The sequence below is a fragment of the Faecalibacterium tardum genome (genome assembly GCF_040096515.1).
GTDB lineage: Bacteria > Bacillota > Clostridia > Oscillospirales > Ruminococcaceae > Faecalibacterium > Faecalibacterium tardum.
Genome location: NZ_JBBMEO010000006.1, coordinates 107050 through 126345, shown reverse-complemented (window position 1 = coordinate 126345; position 19296 = coordinate 107050). Strand labels below are relative to the sequence as shown.

Annotated in this window: 19 protein-coding genes, 1 pseudogene and 1 riboswitch; of the genes and pseudogenes, 3 read left to right on the top strand and 17 right to left on the bottom strand. The window is 58.6% G+C overall.

The features are described 5' to 3' along the window. Positions 1-255, top strand: a pseudogene (locus WMO44_RS06420) (site-specific integrase); the annotation flags it as partial. 57 nt (positions 256-312) lie between these two features. Here the strand turns inward: WMO44_RS06420 and WMO44_RS06415 are convergent. The 5 genes from WMO44_RS06415 to WMO44_RS06395 form a co-directional block, all read right to left on the bottom strand. Beyond that, positions 313-717: an AbrB/MazE/SpoVT family DNA-binding domain-containing protein gene (locus WMO44_RS06415; RefSeq protein ID WP_015536742.1), complete on the bottom strand. Its 405-nt coding sequence runs from the start codon at positions 715-717 to the stop codon at positions 313-315. A gap of 576 nt (positions 718-1293) precedes the next feature. Then, positions 1294-2208, bottom strand: coding sequence for a competence/damage-inducible protein A (locus WMO44_RS06410; RefSeq protein ID WP_349152110.1), 915 nt, complete (start codon positions 2206-2208; stop codon positions 1294-1296). 33 nt (positions 2209-2241) lie between these two features. Further along, positions 2242-3561, bottom strand: a complete 1320-nt coding sequence (locus WMO44_RS06405) for a competence/damage-inducible protein A (protein ID WP_349152112.1) — start codon at positions 3559-3561, stop codon at positions 2242-2244. A gap of 7 nt (positions 3562-3568) precedes the next feature. Continuing rightward, on the bottom strand, positions 3569-4768 hold the full coding sequence (thiI, locus tag WMO44_RS06400) for a tRNA uracil 4-sulfurtransferase ThiI (protein WP_349152109.1): 1200 nt from the start codon (positions 4766-4768) through the stop codon (positions 3569-3571). Positions 4769-4947: 179 nt separating this feature from the next. After that, positions 4948-6099 (bottom strand): cysteine desulfurase family protein, encoded by a 1152-nt coding sequence (locus tag WMO44_RS06395; protein ID WP_349152108.1) that lies wholly within the window; start codon positions 6097-6099, stop codon positions 4948-4950. Positions 6100-6257: 158 nt separating this feature from the next. Further along, a riboswitch (ZMP/ZTP riboswitch) is annotated at positions 6258-6344 on the top strand. Between the two features lie 51 nt (positions 6345-6395). Between WMO44_RS06395 and WMO44_RS06390 the strand changes: the two genes are divergently transcribed. Further along, positions 6396-8057, top strand: coding sequence for a formate--tetrahydrofolate ligase (locus WMO44_RS06390; RefSeq protein WP_172679787.1), 1662 nt, complete (start codon positions 6396-6398; stop codon positions 8055-8057). Positions 8058-8120: 63 nt separating this feature from the next. On the opposite strand, the gene WMO44_RS06385 is transcribed toward WMO44_RS06390, so the two are convergent. Then, positions 8121-9020 carry a GDSL-type esterase/lipase family protein gene (locus WMO44_RS06385; RefSeq protein WP_349152107.1) on the bottom strand — a complete coding sequence of 300 codons (900 nt, stop codon included), beginning with the start codon at positions 9018-9020 and terminating at the stop codon, positions 8121-8123. Between the two features lie 221 nt (positions 9021-9241). Between WMO44_RS06385 and WMO44_RS06380 the strand changes: the two genes are divergently transcribed. After that, complete coding sequence (locus tag WMO44_RS06380) at positions 9242-9529, top strand: hypothetical protein (RefSeq protein ID WP_005928286.1); 288 nt, start codon at positions 9242-9244, stop codon at positions 9527-9529. Positions 9530-9715: 186 nt separating this feature from the next. Here the strand turns inward: WMO44_RS06380 and WMO44_RS06375 are convergent, their stop codons facing one another. From WMO44_RS06375 to WMO44_RS06325, 11 genes are all read right to left on the bottom strand, one after another. Then, complete coding sequence (locus WMO44_RS06375; protein WP_097784948.1) at positions 9716-10291, bottom strand: CD1247 N-terminal domain-containing protein; 576 nt, start codon at positions 10289-10291, stop codon at positions 9716-9718. Between the two features lie 74 nt (positions 10292-10365). Continuing rightward, positions 10366-10923, bottom strand: a complete 558-nt coding sequence (efp, locus tag WMO44_RS06370) for an elongation factor P (protein WP_005928281.1) — start codon at positions 10921-10923, stop codon at positions 10366-10368. 119 nt (positions 10924-11042) lie between these two features. Next, positions 11043-11912 carry a TIM barrel protein gene (locus WMO44_RS06365; RefSeq protein ID WP_349152106.1) on the bottom strand — a complete coding sequence of 290 codons (870 nt, stop codon included), beginning with the start codon at positions 11910-11912 and terminating at the stop codon, positions 11043-11045. Next, the gene (locus WMO44_RS06360) at positions 11909-12412 is read right to left on the bottom strand and encodes a YqeG family HAD IIIA-type phosphatase (RefSeq protein ID WP_005928274.1); all 504 of its coding nucleotides are present in this window, start codon (positions 12410-12412) and stop codon (positions 11909-11911) included. The genes WMO44_RS06365 and WMO44_RS06360 overlap by 4 nt, the downstream gene beginning before the upstream one ends. 136 nt (positions 12413-12548) lie before the next feature. After that, positions 12549-12725 carry a 30S ribosomal protein S21 gene (gene rpsU, locus WMO44_RS06355; protein ID WP_005928271.1) on the bottom strand — a complete coding sequence of 59 codons (177 nt, stop codon included), beginning with the start codon at positions 12723-12725 and terminating at the stop codon, positions 12549-12551. Positions 12726-12946: 221 nt separating this feature from the next. Beyond that, complete coding sequence (gene leuS / locus WMO44_RS06350; RefSeq protein WP_112121657.1) at positions 12947-15496, bottom strand: leucine--tRNA ligase; 2550 nt, start codon at positions 15494-15496, stop codon at positions 12947-12949. 200 nt (positions 15497-15696) lie between these two features. Next, entirely contained in the window at positions 15697-16080 is a 384-nt protein-coding gene (gene rsfS / locus WMO44_RS06345; protein WP_015536738.1) for a ribosome silencing factor, read from the bottom strand. A 60-nt stretch (positions 16081-16140) separates the two neighbouring features. Then, entirely contained in the window at positions 16141-17514 is a 1374-nt protein-coding gene (locus WMO44_RS06340) for an LCP family protein (protein ID WP_349152105.1), read from the bottom strand. Positions 17515-17660: 146 nt separating this feature from the next. After that, the gene (yqeK, locus tag WMO44_RS06335) at positions 17661-18239 is read right to left on the bottom strand and encodes a bis(5'-nucleosyl)-tetraphosphatase (symmetrical) YqeK (protein WP_349152104.1); all 579 of its coding nucleotides are present in this window, start codon (positions 18237-18239) and stop codon (positions 17661-17663) included. Next, complete coding sequence (gene nadD / locus WMO44_RS06330; protein ID WP_349152103.1) at positions 18240-18878, bottom strand: nicotinate (nicotinamide) nucleotide adenylyltransferase; 639 nt, start codon at positions 18876-18878, stop codon at positions 18240-18242. It abuts the gene before it with no gap. A 1-nt stretch (position 18879) separates the two neighbouring features. After that, entirely contained in the window at positions 18880-19176 is a 297-nt protein-coding gene (locus tag WMO44_RS06325) for a YhbY family RNA-binding protein (RefSeq protein ID WP_005928250.1), read from the bottom strand. Between the last annotated feature and the right edge of the window lie 120 nt (positions 19177-19296).

The following is a 19296-nucleotide window of genomic DNA, read 5'->3' as shown; positions in this document are numbered from 1 at the left end:
TCCGGTCATGCACAGGCTTCGATGGTCACCGAGCAGTACGCACACATTCTGGATGATGATCGGCGTTTGAACGCACAACGATTCGACGATTTCTTCTATCAGCATCATGGTGCAGAGCCTGAAGTCCTCCCTCGCGCAGAGCAATCCACTCCCAAAGCCAGTCCCGTCGATACAGATGCGGCAGCAGCTCTTGCTAAACTGCTGGCTGACCCCTCTATGGCTACACTCATTAAAAATCTTGCAAAGAACCTATAAGCCTCTATACATAAACAGCGGCAGTTTTCCGTATATGGAAAACTGCCGCTATCTGTTTTAGGATGATCCCGTTTCTTTGTGTTTTTTCGCCTTAGCTTCCTCTATGTCCATCTTCAGCTGATGTGTAAGCTGTTTTACATAATCGAGTGAAACTTCATAGCCTTCTGCGATTTTTTCTGCCGGCATCCCATCAAGGATACGGGAGATCACAATGTTCTGGGTGGCTTGTTTTCTCGACTCCGCAATCATTTCCTCAATAGAGGGGCAATGCTTATTATGCATCCAATTCAAGTAATCCAAGCGTTCAGCTTCTATCCGTGATAGAAGCCTGACTGCATAGAAATTGTCGTCTACTTCGAATCGAACTTCCTCTCCGGGTTTGACTTCAAGTTTTTCCAGAACCGCATCTGGGAGTTTTACAGTTCCATCTTCACCGACTACAATATTAAATTTCTTTTCCATTGCACACTCCTAAGATCACGCAAAGTTCCTTGCATCCAGTGCCTTTACTCCCATAAGAATACCATAAGACCCTTCTTTTTACAAGACAATGCACATTTCCAATCATACTGTTACATAGGCCAGAGTTTTCTCTCAGAAAGCTCTGTCTTTTTCTATTGAAAACATTTGTCCATCACACCAGTTACGGCTGTATGGACTGGTTCACGAATGCTAAACAAGCAAATATCCGTAGGGAAACGTACACTTTCCAGCTAATGAAAGGTGGGCATTTTACAATGAACCTTCCACTTTTCATTAGCTCTGCTAATTTTCTGCTAATGAAAAGCCTTTTACTCGTTTTATTTCAGGGGTTGTGTTCTTTACTCGGATTGACAGCGCAACAAAAAATCCATTGATAAAACGTCACTTGTTTTACCTACTTTTGCCTAGGATTTATGGCTTCAGCCCCTACTCCTAAGCGGAAGGCCGTGTGTTCGAATCACATCGGGGACGCCAGTGCAAAAACCAAGCCCGGAAGGTCTGTGAACCCTCCGGGCTTGGTTTTTTCTATTGAAAGTGAAAGCGCCGCCGCAGCGCTCACACCAGCTTTGCCCCGGCGTGGGGCAGGCTTTCTGCGCCAAGACTTTGCAGCTTTTGGGGCAGGGCGGCAAGGTCGCCGCCGGTATAGTACCACCCGGCAGCCAGCGCTGCCAGTACCAGTAACAAAAGCACCGTCAGTACCTTGCCCAGCCGGTGATGCTTCGGGTTCGGCGGCGTGGGCGGCGCAGCCGCAAGAACGGCAGGGGTCAGGGCTGCATCCGGCACAGCTCTGCCGTAAGGCTGCCAGTTTGTGCCCCCAGCCTGCGGCAGACCACAGGCGGCGCGGCGCAGCAGATCCAGCAGCCACAGCCCGGGGTTCTCGTCCGGCGATACGCACCGCAGCCAGCAGCCCTTTTTGCTGCCCACCAGTAGCAGGTGGCTTTGGGGCAGTTCCACACAGCCCACCGCCAGCGCAGCACCGGTCATCCGCTGCATGGCCTGCACCCGCGCCAGTGTGCGGGCAGGCTCTGCCTGCGGGGCTTTGCGCAGCTTCCGGCTGAGCCGGGCGTTGAGCGCAGCGTTGGCGTAGCTCATGGCTCCAAAATCGAACACCTTTTCCGCGCCGGGAAGGTTTTCCAGCCGGGTCTCCAGCAGCGCCCCAGCAGCGGCATCACTGCACACCAAAAGCTTGCGGTGCTGCTCCAGCGCCTGCACTGTGGCAGCGGCAAGGGTCTGCTCCCCTTCCCCATACAGCGCTGGGGCAAGGCTTGTCCGCAGCAGTTGTACCGCTCGACGCAGCTGCTGCGGGGTGCTGCTTTGCAGTGCCACCAGCGTTTCTGCGCCCCGGGTGCGGCAGTGTACCGTGCCCTGCCAAGTATCCGGCAGGGTTTCCACTGCCTTTTGCACGGTCTGCTCCGGCACACCGAACAGCCGCAGCACACAGCCTGCCGGGCGCTCTTCCTTATTTGTCATGACGCATCCCCCCTGCGGCCGCAGGGGCCGCCCTTACTCTGCCCGCAGGGTCTCGTCCAAGGCGGTCAGGGCGGCGGGGTCATGCTGTGCGCTTTCGGTCAGCACCTGCGTACCGGCAGGGGTCTTGCCCTGTGCCAGCCGCAGCGCCATTTCCAGCGCAGTCTGCGCGGCGCGGGCGCGGATGAGTGCGCGGTCCGGGCGGGAGACGAACAGCTTTTTTACATAAACCTTGTCTCCCCGGGCTGCGCCCAGATACACCGTGCCCACAGGCCGGACGGCGTCACCGCCGCCGGGGCCTGCCAGACCGGTAACGCTGACCGCGATATCCGCACCGGCGGCCTTTGCCGCGCCCAGCGCCATCTGCGCCGCCACAGGAGCCGACACCACATTATATTGCGCAATGACCGCCGGGTCTACCCCGACAAGCTTCGCCTTGGCCTGCTCCCAGTAGGTCACAAAGCCGTAGCCGAATACCTCGCTTGCGCCGGACACGTTGGTCAGGCGCTGGGCGATCATGCCGCCGGTGCAGCTTTCGGCTGTGGCAATGGTCAGGCCGTTAGACCGCAGCGTATGCACCACCGTTTCTTCCAACCCGGCGACATCCTCATCATACACCGCATCGCCCAGCAGATCATAGAACTTTTTGGCGTAGGCGCGGCACATGGTCTGTGCCTCGGTGTCGTTCTGTGCCCGGGCGGTGATGCGGATCTCGCACTCGCCGGTCTTGCAGTAGATGGCAGCGGTCGGGTTCAGGTTCTCCAGCAGCGGACGCACCCGGTACTCCAGATTGCTCTCGCCGCCAAGCACCCGCAGCGTCAGGCTATGCAGGGCACAGCTCTGCCGCGCCAGCAGCAGCGGGCGCACACTTTCCTCCCACATGGCCTTCATCTCGTGGGGCACACCGGGCATCAGCACGGCACAGTGACCGTCCTGCTCGAACCATGCGCCCGGCGCGGTGCCGTGGTGGTTGACCACCTTATGCCCACGCACCGGCACCATGGCCTGCTTGCGGTTGTTGGGGGTGGTCTCGCGCCCGGTGCGGGTAAAGAAGTCCACGATCTTCTGCCACTCGTCGGAGTCAAAGGTAAGGGTGTCGCCAAAGCAGGCGGCCACCGTCTCCTTGGTCAGGTCGTCCGCCGTGGGGCCCAGCCCGCCGGTGAACACCAACAAATCGCACCGTTGCTTTGCTTCGTTGACAAAATCCGCCAGACGGTCATGGTTATCGCCGATGGTGCTCTGCCGCCGGACGGTGATGCCCAGTGCAGCCAGCTCCCGGCTGAGGTACTGGGCATTGGTGTTAAGAATGTTGCCGAGCAGCAGCTCGGTACCCACACTGATGATCTCTGCTGTCATGGACAAATCAACCCTCGAATTCTACCTGATCGGTGATGCGCACCCGGATGCGCTCGGTCTGTTCTGCGGCCTCGGCCTCCAATGCGGCAAGGCCGGGCATGGCGGCTTCGGCGGCAAGGATTTCCTCCAGTTCGGGGCGGATCTTCGGGTGCGGCGGGGTGAAGATGGTGCAGCAGTCCTCGTAGGGCAGGATGCTGGTCTCAAAGGTATTGATGTGGCGGGAGGTCTCAATGATCTCGGTCTTATCCATACCGATGAGCGGGCGCAGGATGGGCAGATCCTGTGCGGCATCGGTGCACTGCAAAGCCTTGACGGTCTGGCTTGCCACCTGTGCCAGACTTTCGCCGGTGACCAGCGCTTCGCAGCCCTGCTTTTTGGCAATCACGTTTGCAATGCGCATCATGCTGCGGCGCATCAGCACCGTGAACAGCACATCCGGGGCATTATCCCGGATGTATTCCTGGGGTTTTGTGTAGGGCACCACAAACAGGTTGGCGCTGCCGGTATACACGGTGATGAGCTGTGCCAGAGCCTTTACCTTCAGTTTTGCGCGTTCAGAAGTATACGGAGGGGACGCAAAATGGATGTGATCCAGTGCCAGACCGCGCTTTGCCATACGATAGGCTGCCACCGGACTGTCGATGCCGCCGGAGAGCATATTCAGGGCACGGCCACTGGTGCCCACGGGCAGGCCGCCCTCGCCCTGTATTTTTGGGCCATGAATATACGCACCGTAATCGCGAATTTCCACAATGACCTTGAACTGCGGGTTATGCACATCCACCTTCAGGTAGTTGTGCTTGCCCAGCAGGTAAGCGCCCAGTTCCCGCATCAGCTCCGGGCTGGTCATGGGGTAGGTCTTATCAGCGCGGCGGGCTTCCACCTTAAAGGTGCGGATGCCGTGCAGCGCGCTGCCCAGATAGTCCTCAGCGGTCTGGCAAATGGTATCGAAATCCTTTTCGCACACCACAGCGCGGCTGAGCGCGGCAAGGCCGAACACCTTGCTGACCCGTTCAAAGGCGAGATCCATATCCACGTCCTCTTCCTCAGGCTCCATATAAAAGGTGGACTGGGTGCAGTACACCCTGAACTTGCCAACCGTCTTAAGGCGGTAGCGCAGGATCTTCATCATGGCTGCTTCGAACTGGTTGCGGTTGAGGCCTTTCAGGGACATCTCGCCCTGATAGCCCATAATAATTTCCTTCATAAATGTTGCATCTCCTGATGTGGGATTTATAATGGCCTCCGCTTTCGCTCTGGCCATATTCAGCGGATGAATTGTTTTTATCTGTGAATGGAAAATGACTGCGGTCATTTTCCATTCACCCTTTCACGCATTGGGGTCGCGCAGGCAAACTGCATCTTCCCATAGAACGGCTTCAGTTTTTACTTTCTGATCTTCTGCAAATGCTTCATGCCGTCCTCGAAGCGGTTGAGGAAGGCATCCACATCCTCCGGGGTGTTTTCGGCGCAGAAGGACACCCGGATGGCGGTATCGATGGCCAGCGGGTCGCGCCCCATGGCTGCCAGCGTGTGGCTGGGCTGGCCGCGCCCACAGGCGCTGGCCGAGGAAACGTAGATCTGCTCTTCGGCCAGAAAAGCCAGCATGGTCTCGCTCTTGATGCACATCTCGCTGAAGTTCAGCACCTCGGGCACGGCGTTCTCCGGGCTGTTGATGACCACCTCCGGGAAGGCCTTCAGCCCCTCCCGCAGCTGCCGGTTCAGCGCACGCATGGCGGTGTCCCGGCTCTTCATGGTCTTGGCCAGACGGGTAGCCGCTGCGGCCAGACCCATGGCATAGGGCAGATTTTCAGTGCCGGGGCGCATCTGCCGCTCTTGCTCACCGCCCAGATAGGGCGGCTGGAAGGCCTGCACCAGCCGGTCGGAAAGGTAGAGCGCACCAATGCCCTTAGGGGCATGGATCTTGTGGCCGCTTACCGAGAGTGTATCGATGTTGTCCAGCTTGATGGGCACACGCATCCACGCCTGCACCGCGTCCACATGGACGATGGTGCGGCTGTTGCGGCGCTTTACCTCGGCGGCAAGGCGCTCCACATCGTTGCGGGTGCCGATTTCGTTATTCACCATCATGCACGCCACAAGAACGGTGTTTTTGTCCACCCGCTCCAGCATGGCGGTAATGTCTAGTGTGCCGTCTGCCCGGGGGGCTACCACGGTAACGTCGTAGCCCTGCTTTGCCAGCCGCTCCAGCGGTCGCTGCACACTGGGGTGCTCGAAGCCGGACACCACAATGCCCTTGCCGAAGGTGCGGGTCTGCACCGCGCCCAGCAGCGCCAGATTGTTGCTCTCGCTGCCGCAGGAGGTAAAATACAGCTCCCGGCTTTTGCAGCCCAGCGTGCGCGCCACGGCGGCGCGGGCGGCGTTCAAAGCCTCTTCACTGCGCGCGCCCGGGCCGTACAGGCTGGAAGGGTTTGCCCAGTGCTCCCGCATGGCCTTGTCGATGACGTCCGCCACCTCCGGCGCTACGATGGTGGTGGCCGCGTTGTCCAGATAATGTAACTGAGGGTTTTGCAGCATATATGGATTTCCTGCTTTCTGTCGTTGTTTTCATAATAACCCAGAATAAGTATAGCACAAACCCTTGGATAACGCAAAAAATTTTCTGCATTTATGGGTGATTTTTGTAACTGTACCTCCTTGACAAACACCCTGGTAGTGTGCTATCTTTACAGCATAGACCGCATCCCTGCTGACGGAACCTTGTGGAGCACCACAGTGCAGGGGTGCTGGGGATGTCAATGCCGACCGTCTGGGCAGCCTTGCGCAATTGCTGCGCAAAGCTGCCCTTTTTTGCTATCAAGGAGGATGTCTGTATGAAGACCGATATCGAGATCGCGCAGGAAGCCAAGATGAAGCCGATCACCCAGATCGCAGCTCAGCTGGGTCTGGAGGAGGAAAGTGTGATCCCCTATGGCCGCTACAAGGCCAAGATCGACCACCGGCTGATCCACAACGCCAAAAAGCAGGGCAAGCTGATCCTTGTCACCGCCATCAGCCCCACCCCTGCCGGTGAGGGCAAGACCACCACCAGCGTGGGTCTGGCCGATGCCATGAACGCACTGGGCAAAAAGACCATGCTCTGCCTGCGCGAGCCCAGCCTTGGCCCCGTGTTCGGCGTAAAGGGCGGCGCTGCCGGCGGCGGTTACGCACAGGTGGTGCCCATGGAGGATATCAACCTGCACTTTACCGGTGACCTGCACGCCATTGGCACCGCCAACAACCTGCTGGCTGCCATGATCGACAACAGCATCCAGCAGGGCAACCCGCTGAACATCGACCCCCGCCGCATCACTTGGAAGCGCTGCATGGACATGAACGACCGCCAGCTGCGGTTCATTGTGGACGGTCTGGGCGGCAAGGTGAATGGCACCCCCCGTGAGGACGGCTTTGACATCACGGTCGCCAGCGAGGTCATGGCCATCTTCTGCCTTGCCACCAGCATCTCCGATTTGAAGGAGCGGCTGTCCCGCATCGTGTGCGCCTATACCTACGACGGCAAGCCGGTGACTGCCGGTGAGATCGGCGCAGCCGGTGCTATGACCGCCCTGCTGAAGGACGCACTGGATCCGAACCTTGTGCAGACGCTGGAAAACAACCCCGCCATCATCCACGGCGGCCCCTTTGCCAACATTGCCCACGGCTGCAACAGCGTGCTGGCTACCAAGCTGAGCCTCTCGCTGGCAGACTACACCATTACCGAGGCAGGCTTTGGTGCGGATCTGGGCGCGGAAAAGTTTCTGGATATCAAGTGCCGCTATGCCGGTATTGCTCCCTCTGCCTGTGTGCTGGTGGCTACCGTGCGCGCCCTCAAGAGCCACGGCGGCGTAGCCAAGGCCGATCTGAACCAGCCCAACCTCGAAGCTGTCAAGGCCGGTGCTTCCAACCTGATCCGTCACATCGACAACCTGAAGAACGGCTTCGGTCTGCCGGTGGTGGTGGCTATCAATGCCTTCCCCACCGACACCGCCGAGGAGCAGGCCTATGTGGAGCAGGTCTGCGCCGAGCAGGGCGTGCCCTGCGTGCTGAGCGAGGTGTTCGCCAAGGGCGGCGAGGGCGGCAAGGCACTGGCTGAAAAGGTACTGGAGATCCTGGAGGATCGTCCCATCCAGTACACCTACCCGCTGGAGATGCCCCTGAAGGACAAGATCAACGCCATTGCCACCAAGATCTACCGCGCCGACGGCGTGAATTACAGCGCCGCCGCCAGCAAGACGCTGGCCGAGCTGACCGAGATGGGCTACGGCAACCTGCCTGTCTGCATCGCCAAGACCCAGTACAGCTTCAGCGACAACGCCAAGCTGACCGGTGCACCCACCGGCTTTACCATGGAGGTGCGCGAGGTGCGTCTGGCAGCCGGTGCAGGCTTCGTGGTCGTCATCTGCGGCAACATCATGACCATGCCCGGCCTGCCCAAAAAGCCCGCCGCCGTGAACATCGACGTAGACGCCGACGGCAAAATCACCGGCCTGTTCTGATAAAAAATCCTAATAAAACACAAAAGGCGCTGTCCGCAAGGGCAGCGTCTTTTATGTTCTTTTTCACTCCATGGTGTGGCTGCAAAGGTAGTCTACCCATGCGGCGTAGCCCTCCGGCTTGATGTGGTAGCCGTCCGGCTGGGCGTAGCTTTCGATCAGGTCACCGTTTTCGTCTGCCAGCACCTCCCAAAGGTTCAGGAAATAGCAGTCCTTTTCCAGCGCAATGGCGGCAAGTTCGTTGTTGATGTGGCACAGGCGGTCCCGGTTTAACCCTGCGTGGTTTGCCTGTGTACCTACCTCCGGCCGTACCGGCGTGATGGACTGCACATAGATCTTTGCATCCGGCAGTGCCTGACTGATCATGTCCAGCATCAGGCGGTAGTAGGTCAGAAAGCTGGTGTAATCGGTGTCCCGCCCCAGCACATTGCTGCCCAGCAGCACGTAAACGGCCTTGGGCTGCTGGGCGGTCAAAGCGTCCATCGGGATCTCTGTCACGCCGTCCGCCCGCTTGCAGCTGGTGCCGTTGACAAAGGCGTTGGGGCCTACCCCCTTATAGGCGCAGAACTGCGCCCCGGGCAAACCGGTATCATAGATCTGCAAGCCCTGCGTCAGGCTGTCACCAACAAAACTGACCTGTGCAAACCAGCTTTTTTCCACCGGAGCGCTGGCCGGCAGCGCCGCCATGCGGAAGTCCAGCGCGGTCTCGGTGCTTCCCTCCAGCGTCTGCACCCGGAGCTGCCGCGCCAGCGGGTAGTTGACCGTGTTCCATGTATTATCCGTGGTCACCTGCCGCAGAATGGTGTTTTGGCTCAGGGCGGTATCCACACGCTCCCGGTGCAGCACCTTCCACAGAATGCCGATAGCGCTCAGCAGCGCTACCAGCGCCAGAAGGGCGACGATGATAAACACCCTGCGCCAGCGCCGGTGCAGGATGCGCCGCCGGTATTCCTGATAATCTGCCATTGTCGTTCCCTCACTTCCGGCCCGGAATGCGGGCTGTTCTATTTATAGTATAGCATAACTGCACCCAACAGCAAACCCCATTTGCCAAAAATGTACTGCCGGTTTTGCACGGTACGGGGCTGTTTTGGTGCAAAACTGACAGAGCACTGCCGCAAACGCTTGCATCCCATAGGTAGAATGTGTTATACTAAGATGAATCAAACGACAGGGAGGCTTTCACGATGGCATATACACCGAAACTGACTTATAAAGGCAAGCCCCTCGTCCGCAAGGACAACGAGCTGTATTACGGCAGCATGACCGATCCCTATGTGCTGTATCTGCAGATCCTGACCACCACCCCGGTGGGCGAGCAGCAGGTAGCCGACAAGGTACACCTGATGCTGCTTTCTACCGATACCACCAAGGCACCGCAGGAGCGCGTAGCGCGTCAGACCACCAAGCACGGCCTGTACAATGCGCTGGACATCGGCGGCATCTGGCTGCAGAAGGCCAACGAGACCCGCTGAATCAAATTAAAATGAACAATGCCGGACAGTCTGCGGACTGCCCGGCATTGCGTTTTTACAGGGACGATTTGGAATGGCCTTCGCGTGCGCTTTGGCCATATTCATAGGAATTTCTTTTTTAGATTGCAATTTTGGAAAATCTGCGGATTTTCCAAAATTGCCTTTTCACGGGCGATGAAGAAGCGTTTACTCCTCGGTCACCTCAAAGTCCAGCGGCTCGCCGCAGTTGGGGCACTTGGGTGCGCCGTCCAGCAGCTCATCCTCCTCAAATACGGCGGTCTTTCCGCAGGCGGGGCAGGTCACCTCGTACTGCACAGGGGCGTCCTTGGCTTCGTCCTCGTCGCCTTCCAGTGCGACCTCAAAGGTCACACCGCAGTGGGCGCAGTTAGCTTCCCCTGCATCCAGATCATCCTCACTGACGTAGACGGTCTCGCCGCAGGCGGGGCAGGCTACCTCATAGAAGGGCTCGCTGGCGATGTCGTCATCTCCCGCATCCTCATCCTCGTCGGCTGCGTCGTCATCTTCGTCCTCGGCATCCTCGTCCTCGTACAGGTCGGCTTCCAGATCCTCCAGCTCCTCGCTCAGATCGTTGATCTGGTCGTAGGCTTGGGTCAGATCCTCGTCCATGGCGGCAATGGCATCGGCCATCTCGCCCAGCAGCGCGGCCATGGCCTTGATGATCTTGCCCTCTTTGGTGCTCTCATCCACGCCCAGACCGTCCACTAAGCCCTGCAGGTAGGCTGCTTTCTTATTCAGTTCCATCTGAAATGCCCTCCTAACTTATCATACAAAAAACCGGGCAAACGGTTGCCCGCTGCCCGGTATGCGACAAATGATCAGACGCGCTCCATATACTCGCCGGTGCGGGTATCGATGCGGATGTGATCGCCCTCGTTGATGAACAGCGGCACACGGATCTCGGCGCCGGTCTCAACGGTAGCGGGCTTCAGGGTGTTGGTAGCAGTGTTGCCCTTGACACCCGGCTCGGTCTGGGTGACTTCCAGCTCGATGAAGTTGGGGATCTCGACGCTGAACACCTTGCCCTTGTAGCTCAGCAGCTTGCACAGCTCGTTCTCCTTGCAGAACTTGAAGTTATCGGGCACGTCGGCTGCGTTGACGGGGATGTCATCGTAGGTCTCGTTGTCCATGAAGTGGTACAGGTCGCCATCCTCGTAGCTGTAAGTCACGTCCTTACGCTCGATGAAAGCCTGCGGGAACTTTGCGGTGGGGTTGTAGCTGGTCTCGACCACAGAACCGGTGATGACGTTCTTGGTCTTGGTACGGACAAAGGCAGCGCCCTTGCCGGGCTTGACGTGCTGGAACTCAACGACCTGAAGAACCTGGCCGTCCTGCTCAAAGGTCACGCCATTGCGAAACTCGCCTGCAGAAATCATAGGAATTCCTCCATAAATTTAATCTCAGATGCTTAACGCATATCTCTATTTATTTTACCCAATCTGCCCCTGTTTGGCAAGGGGTTTGGGCAAAAAAGACGATAAAAACACAAAATTTTTTACACATTCCGCGCTGCGCGGTACATTTGCTGCATCGTCTGCGCGTCCTCGGCCTGTGTGCCTGCGCTCTCACAGATGACTACCGGCGCAAGCTTCCGCTCTGCCAGCAGCTCCATCAGGGGCTGAGGCTCCGGGCCGAACTGAGTATCGGCAAAGGTCCAGTGGCGCTTTTCGCCGCCCGCCGAGTACTCGATGCGGGAAAAATGCACATGGAACTGCCTGGCGCGGTCATCGCCCAGTACCTCAGCCATGCGGTCCAGAATGGCGGCATAGTCCGCCTTGGTCTGGATGCCGCCCAGCGTGCGGGCGTTCAGGTGGCCAAAGTCGATACAGGGGGTGATGCGGCTGTCCACGCCGCACAGCGCCAGCACCTCGTCCAGCGTGCCCAGCTGCCCTACCTTGCCCATGGTCTCCGGGCACAGGGTCATATCCCCAAAGCCTGCCTCATCCAGCGCAGACACGGCGCGGCGCATGGTATCCAGCGCCTTTTCCAGCGCAGCTTCCCGGCTCTGTTTGCCGCAGCTGCCGGAGTGGAAGATGATGCGTCTGCCGCCCAGCGCCCGGCACACCGCCGCGCTTTGCAGCAGGTACTGGATGCTGTTCAGCCGCTTGTCCTCTTCCAGACTGGACATGCTAATATAATAAGGTGCGTGGACGCTGAACAGGATATCCCGCTGGGCGGCAAGGGTAGCCATGCGGGCGGCCTTATCCAGCCCCAGACGCACCCCGCGCCCGCACTGATACTCAAAGGCGTTCAGCCCCATTTTGGCGGTGTACTCCGGCACATCCAGACTGCTTTTGTAGCCTTGGGCGGCAAAGCTGTCGCTGGTGCCTGCAGTGCCGAACCGGATGTTCCAAGCTTCACTCATAGGGTCTTACCTCCCCGGTCGTAGTACTTCTGCCAGTGTTTCTTTTCCCACTTGCGCTTGAGGATGACCTGCGCACCCAAATCCGGCCCGCGGGGGATGACCATCAGCCCGGGGATGCCGTACAGCGCCGCCACCATGCGGTCGGCGTAAAGCTGGTCGCCCACCATGGCCATCTGGCGGTGCTTCACGCCCATGCGGTGCTGTGCCACCATCAGCGCAAAAGGCAGGGGCTTGGCAGCACGGTACAGGTAGGCAAGACCCAGCTTTTCCGCAAAGGGGCGCACACGCTTTTCCGCACCGTTGGAGACGATGGTCAGCTTTACCCCGGCCTTGCGCATGGCGGCAAGCCACGCGGCCACCTCCTCCGGCAGTTCCTGACTGCGGTCTGCGGTCAGGGTGTTGTCGATATCCAGCACCAGAGCCGTGATGCCCTTGGCGGCAAGCCATTCCGGCGTGATATGGGTAACGTCCTTGAAAACATATTCGGGGGTAATGAGCATAAATAGACCCTCTCAGTCTGCCCTGCGCAAAGCGGCTTTAAAATGAAAATAGGGGAACCTGCATAAACAGGCTCCCCTACATCGGCGTTAGCAACGCGTTTAAAATCTAAAGCAACGTGCGATTCCAAGCAAGTGATTACTTGAACTTGCGCTTGCGGGCTGCTTCGGACTTCTTCTTGCGCTTAACAGACGGCTTCTCGTAAGCCTCGCGCTTACGAACCTCTGCGAGCACACCGCTGCGAGCAGTGCTGCGCTTGAAGCGACGCAGTGCGCTTTCCAGCGACTCGCCCTCTTTAACACGAATTTCCGACATCTTATTCCCTCCCTTGGACCGTGAGGCAGGAATTTCGTTGTTACATGGTAACTAACAGTAGACAGTATAGCGCATTTTATCCGGTTCGTCAACCTTTTTTTGAAAGTTTTTGCTCAAAACTTTTGAAAGATTTTTGAACAGACGCCCCCGGGTGTTTCCTGCGCTAAATCCGCCTCTGCGGGTGATGATATGTTCACGCTTATTCAGCGGAGCAGCAGTTCTCAGCCCTTGGCAGCCAGATTGACCAGACGGCCCTTGACGTAGATCTCCTTGACCAGCTGCTTGCCTTCCAGCGCGGCAGCCACAGCAGGGTCTGCCTTGGCGGTGGCAATGGCGTCCTCGGCGGTGATGTCTGCGGGTACCTTCAGGCGTGCCTTCACCTTGCCGTTCACCTGCACGGCGATCTCCACAGCAGCCTCCACGCACTTGGCTTCCTCGTAGGCAGGCCACGGATAGTAGGCCAGCTGCTCGTCGTGGCTGTGCCCCAGCTTCTCCCACAGCTCCTCGGTCATGTGGGGAGCAAAGGGGTTCAGCAGCTGCACCAGCGTCTCAAACTCAGCCTTGGTGGCGCCGCCGTTATCGTACAGGGCGTTGACCAGCGTCATCAGCTGGGCAATGGCGGTGTTCATCTTCAGGCTCTCGATATCTGCGCTGACCTTCTTGATGGTCTGGTGCATCAGGGTCTCCATAGCGGGACGGTAGCCCTCGCCCTCCACCAGCTTATCGCTCAGTGCCCACACGCGGTCAAGGAAGCGGTTGCAGCCCGCAATGGCGGAGGTCTGCCACGGTGCAGCCTGTTCAAAGTCGCCCATGAACATCTCGTACAGACGCATGGTGTCGGCGCCGTACTGATCCACCACCTCGTCGGGGTTGATGACGTTGCCAAGGCTCTTGGACATCTTCACGATGGGATGGCGTGCCATCTCGCCGTACTTCTCTTCCAGTGCCTTCTCGGCGGCCTTCTGGCTGCCGTACTCCTTGAGCAGCTTCTCCTGCTCCTCAGCGGGCAGATTGACAAAGCTGTGGGGGTTCAGGCCAAGGATCATGCCGTGGGCAGTACGCTTCTGGTAGGGCTCTGCCGTGGGCACCACACCGATATCGTACAGGAACTTATGCCAGAAGCGGCTGTACAGCAAATGCAGGGTGGTGTGCTCCATGCCGCCGTTGTACCAGTCCACCGGAGACCAGTATTCCAGTGCTTCCTTGGAGGCCAGTGCATCCTTGCAGTGGGGATCCATGTAGCGCAGGAAGTACCAGGAGGAACCGGCCCACTGGGGCATGGTGTCAGTCTCGCGGGTAGCGGGGCCGCCGCAGCAGGGGCAGGTGGTCTTGACCCAGTCCTTGTGGCGTGCCAGCGGGGACTCGCCGTCCGGGCCCGGCTCAAAGTCGGTGATGTCCGGCAGGGTCAGCGGCAGGCTGCTCTCGGGCAGGGGCTGCCAGCCGCACTTGTCGCAGTGCACCATGGGGATGGGCTCGCCCCAGTAACGCTGACGGCTGAACACCCAGTCGCGCAGCTTGTAGTTGACCTTATCGCGTCCCTTGCCGTTCTCTTCCAGCCAGGTGATCATCTTCTTTTTGGCATCGACCACGGACAGGCCGTTCAGGAAGCCAGAGTTGACCAGCGTACCGGTAGCCACATCGGTAAAGGCAGCTTCGTCCAGATTGGACGGGGTGTTGCCCTTGACCACCTCAATGATGGGCAGGCCGAACTTCTTGGCGAATTCCCAGTCGCGGGTATCGTGAGCAGGCACGGCCATGATGGCGCCGGTACCGTAGGTGGACAGAACGTAGTCGGAGATGAAGATGGGGATCTCGGTCTCGTTGACCGGGTTGATGCCCATCACGCCATCCAGCTGCACGCCGGTCTTTTCCTTGTTCAGCTCGCTGCGCTCAAAGTCGCTCTTGCGGGCAGCTTCAGCCTGATAAGCCTTGACCGCATCGGCGTTCTTGATGATGCCCTTTTCCAGCCATTCCTTGAGCAGGGCATGCTCCGGGGAGATGACCATGTAGGTAGCACCGAACAGGGTATCGCAGCGGGTGGTGTACACGGTCAGGGTGTCACCGGCGGTGGTGCCGAAGTTCACCTCGGCACCGTGGCTGCGGCCGATCCAGTTCTTCTGTTGGGTGGACACGCGCTCGATGTAATCCAAACCGTCCAGACCGTCGATCAGCTTATCGGCATAAGCGGTGATCTTGAGCATCCACTGGCTCTTGACGCGGTGCACTACCTCGCTGCCGCAGCGCTCGCACACGCCGTTGACAACTTCCTCGTTGGCCAACACGCACTTGCAGCCGGTGCACCAGTTGACGTTCATTTCCTTCTTGTAGGCCAGACCGTGCTTGTACAGCTGCAGGAAGATCCACTGGGTCCACTTGTAGTACTCGGGGTCGGTGGTGTTGATCTCACGATCCCAGTCAAAGGAGAAGCCCAGCGCCTTGAGCTGGCTGCGGAAATGATCCACGTTGCTCTTGGTGACGATGGCCGGGTGGATGTGGTTCTTCATGGCGAAGTTTTCGGTGGGCAGACCGAAGGCGTCCCAGCCCATGGGGTACAGCACATTGTAGCCGTTTTTACGGCGCTTGCGGCTTACCACATCCAACGCGGTGTAGCTGCGGGGATGGCCGACGTGCAGGCCCGCACCCGAGGGATACGGGAACTCCACAAGGGCATAGAACTTGGGTTTTTTGTGGTCGATCTCAACATGGAAGGTCTTTTCGTCCTCCCACACCTTCTGCCACTTGGCTTCAACAGCCTTGTAATCATACTTCATGTTTGTAATCAGCTCCAGACTTTAACCAAAATACCGTTGCTTGGGGGTGTGTATGCTTTTAAGGTACTTCCGGTACAAACCCTCTCAGTCAGGGCATTCGCCCTGCCAGCTCCCCCAAGGGGGGAGCTTTTCTGCCAACTTTCCCTATTGCGCCGCAATAACGGAGCGGGTTCTGCCAGAAGCAAACCTTTTTGCCTTAATTATTCAATGCTGCTATCCGGGGTCAGGTACTCCGAGATGTCCACCGGCTCGCCGTCTGCCCACAGGTGCTCCAGATCATAGTAAGCGCGGCTGTTGGGCACAAAGACGTGCACGATGACGTTGGAGTAATCCAGCAGCACCCAGTTCTTGGTGTCGTGACCCTCGGTGCTGTAAGGCTCCAGACCCTTCTGCGAAAGCTCGTACTCCACCTCGTCGGCCAGAGATGCCACCTGTGTGGTGGAAGTACCGGAGGCGATGACGAAGTAATCGGTCAGGACGGTCAGGCTTTCCACCTTGAGCACCCGCACATCCTGTGCCTTCTTCTTGTCCAAAATCTTGGCGATCTCAATGGCAAGCGCCTTGCTGTCGTTGAAATTATCCATGTGTTTCTCCCTTCTGTCGGAACATCCCCGCACCCGGTGTGCAGGGCATTGTTTTTGTTGTTACTGTCCGGTGCCCGCTGCCTGACCATCGGTGGTCACAGCGCCGGAAAGGTCGGTATCGCCGCTGAGGATGGCGTCGTCGGATTCCTTATCGATGCGTCCCATATACTGCACGTTGGCATCGGTGGATGCGCTGCCGTGGGGCCACTGGTCGGTGACCATGTGCAGCTCGCTTACCTCCACCGGGCCGGTGTAGGTGCAGAAATACTGGTTGAGCAGGTTTGCGATGGAACCGGCATCCGGCACCACGCAGGAATAACCGGCAAAGGAGTCGGTCTTGCCCACGTTGGGCACGCCCATAAACACCGGCGTCTGCGCCAGAATGATATTGGAACTGTCGATCTTGAGGAAGGACGCCAGCAGCTTTGCGATGGTGGTGATATCCATATCCGTGTGGATATAGTCCTTGAATATCAGCGGCAGCTGGTTCAGGATATCGGTAATGCCCATGGCGCGGGCGCGCTTGAACAGACCTGCGTAGAAGTAGCGCTGCATATTCAAGCGGTCGATATCGGAGTTTGCGTAGCCGTCGCCGTGGCGGCAGCGCACAAAGAACTCTGCCGAGGCACCGTTCAGATTGCGGTAGCCCTTCAGCAGCTTACTGCCGCCGTAGGACATATCCCGGGGGATATACACCTCGATGCCGCCGAAGTTATCCACCATTTCCACCAGTGCCTGCATATCGATGGTGACATAGTAGTCGATGGGCAGGTGGTACTGGTCGTAGATGACATCTGCCAGCGCGGCAATGCTGCCGCCGTTGGAAAGTGCCACCGAGTTGATCTGGTAGTTGGAAACGGCATAGGTCTTGCCGTTGGAGAGGGTAAGCTTACGGTTCTGGGTGGTCACCAGCGTATTGCGGGGGATCTGCAGCATCCGCAGCGCACCGCCCTTGATATCGAACTGGCAGTACAGGATCATATCCGTCATGCCGTCGTTGGAGCTGGCGTCGCTGTAAGAGCGTCCCTCTTCAAAGTCGATGCCGCAGACCAGAATGTTGACCACATCGCCCTTGTACTCCTCGGCAGTCTGGATCTCCTGCACGATGGAGGGGGCGCTTTCTGCCGGGCGGATGCTGTCCTCCACCCTGTTCACAAGGCTCACACCGTACACCACCACACCGGAGATCACGGCGATCACCCCCATCACAATGGCAAAGGGCAGCCACAGCGGGGTCTTTTTCTTCTTTTTGCGGCGGCGCGGTGCATTATCCCCGCCCATGTCGGGCTGTGCCGGGCGGCGGGGCGGGGCGGCGTGCTGTGCCCCGGCGGTGCTGCGGGTGTTCTGCTCCGGGGCAGTCTTAGGGGCGCGCGCCGCCTGATCCGGGCGGCTGAGCGAGCGGTCTGTATTGATATGGCGTGGCGTCTGGCTCATGCTTTTTGTATCCTCCAGCTTTTCACTGCTCTGCAGAGTTTTTTACTTGCAGACCTGTCATATCCTTCAGTATAGCATGGTACGGCAAAATCTGCAATGTTTTATCCGGGGATGACCGGAACCATTTTTAACCGGCGTCCGGCGTTTCATCCTTCATTCTGCCCGCTGTGCGCTAAGATATCCTCGTAGGCAGCCTTGCTTTCGGGGTCAAGGGGCTTGCCCTCGGACAGCACAAAACCGTTGGTCTGCTTGAGCGCCGCCAGCATGGCGGCGTCCAAGTCCTTCATTTCCAGCTTGCGCAGCTTTTCCACCCCGGGCCAGTCCCGCTCGGCACTGGTCATATCAGCCAGATACAGGATCTTATCCAGTTGGGTCATGCCCGCCTTGCCTGCGGTATGGCAGGCGATGGCGCTGAGCACGGCTTCGTCCGTAACGCCCCATTCGGTACGCGCCAGAATGGCGGCGCAGATGCCGTGCCACACCGGCGTGGGGCGTGCTTCGCCGCCCTGCGCGTATTCCGGGTATGCCTGCATGATGACGCGCATCTCGTCCTTGGGCAGTTCCTTGGCGGCATCGTGCAAAAGCGCCGCCAGTGCGGCCTGCTCCGGGTCTGTGCCGTAGTGCTTGGCCAGCTTGACGGCCATTTTTTTCACGTTGATGGTATGCTCGTAGCGCTTATCGCTCAACCGGCTGCGCACAAGCTCCTTTGCCTGTTTCAGCTCCATTTATCTGCTACTTCCTTCTGTGTTCCGGTATAGTCCCTCCCGCCGGATGACGCTGCGCACTTCCTCCGGCAGTTCGGTTTTGCACTCCTCTCCGGCGGCAAGCCGGGCCCGCAGCTGGCTGCTTGCCATAGGCAGCGCCTGCACGGGGGCAAACAGGATGCGTCCGCCCGACGGGTCCAGCAGCTTTGCCTTTGCGTGCAGCGCCGGGGCATCGCCGATATCCCGGCTGGTGACCACCACCCGCGCAATGCGCAGGATATCCTGCCAGCGGTGCCAGCCCTCAAAGCTGAGCAGCATATCGCTGCCAATGGCAAGGTACAGCACAGCGCCCGGGTTTTCCCTTGCCAGCATTTCCAGCGTGAGCACGGTATAATTGCGGCTGCCCGCTGCGGCCTGCGCCACCTCCCAACCGCTTACTTCCAGCGGCGGCATACCCGGCTCCTGCGCCAGTGCCGCAAAGCACCGGCACATTTCCAGCCGCAACGCACCGGAGGCATTCGTTCCCTGCTTAAAGGGAGAAGTGCCTGCCGGCATCACCACGATCTTATCCGGGCGCACGCGTTCTGCCGCTGCACGCAGGTTATTCAGGTGGCCGTTATGGGGCGGGTCAAAGCTGCCGCCATAGAGAAGGATCTTCATCTTACTTCAGCAGGGCAGCGTAGGCGCTGTCCTTTTTCTTCTGCAGATACAGCACGAACTTGGAGCCAATGACCTGCACGCAGTCTGCGCCGGTGGCCTCGGCCAGCTTGGCAGCGGCCTCGCGGGCGTTGTACATACTGTTTTCCAGCACTTTGAGCTTGATCAGCTCCCGGGCGTCCAGACAGTCCTTGACGCCCTGGATCAGGGTCTCGTCGATCTCGCCCTTACCCACGATGTAAACGGGGTCCATGGTATTTGCCTTGCCGCGCAGAATAGCGCGCTGTTTGCTAGTCAGCATAGTTTTTCTCCTTTATTTTCAGGTTGATATTGCGGAATTTTTTTATATTTTGTAAAATTGAAAAATCTGCAGATTTTTCAATTTTACTTTTTCATGGGAGGCGACGCGGGCGGCTGGTAC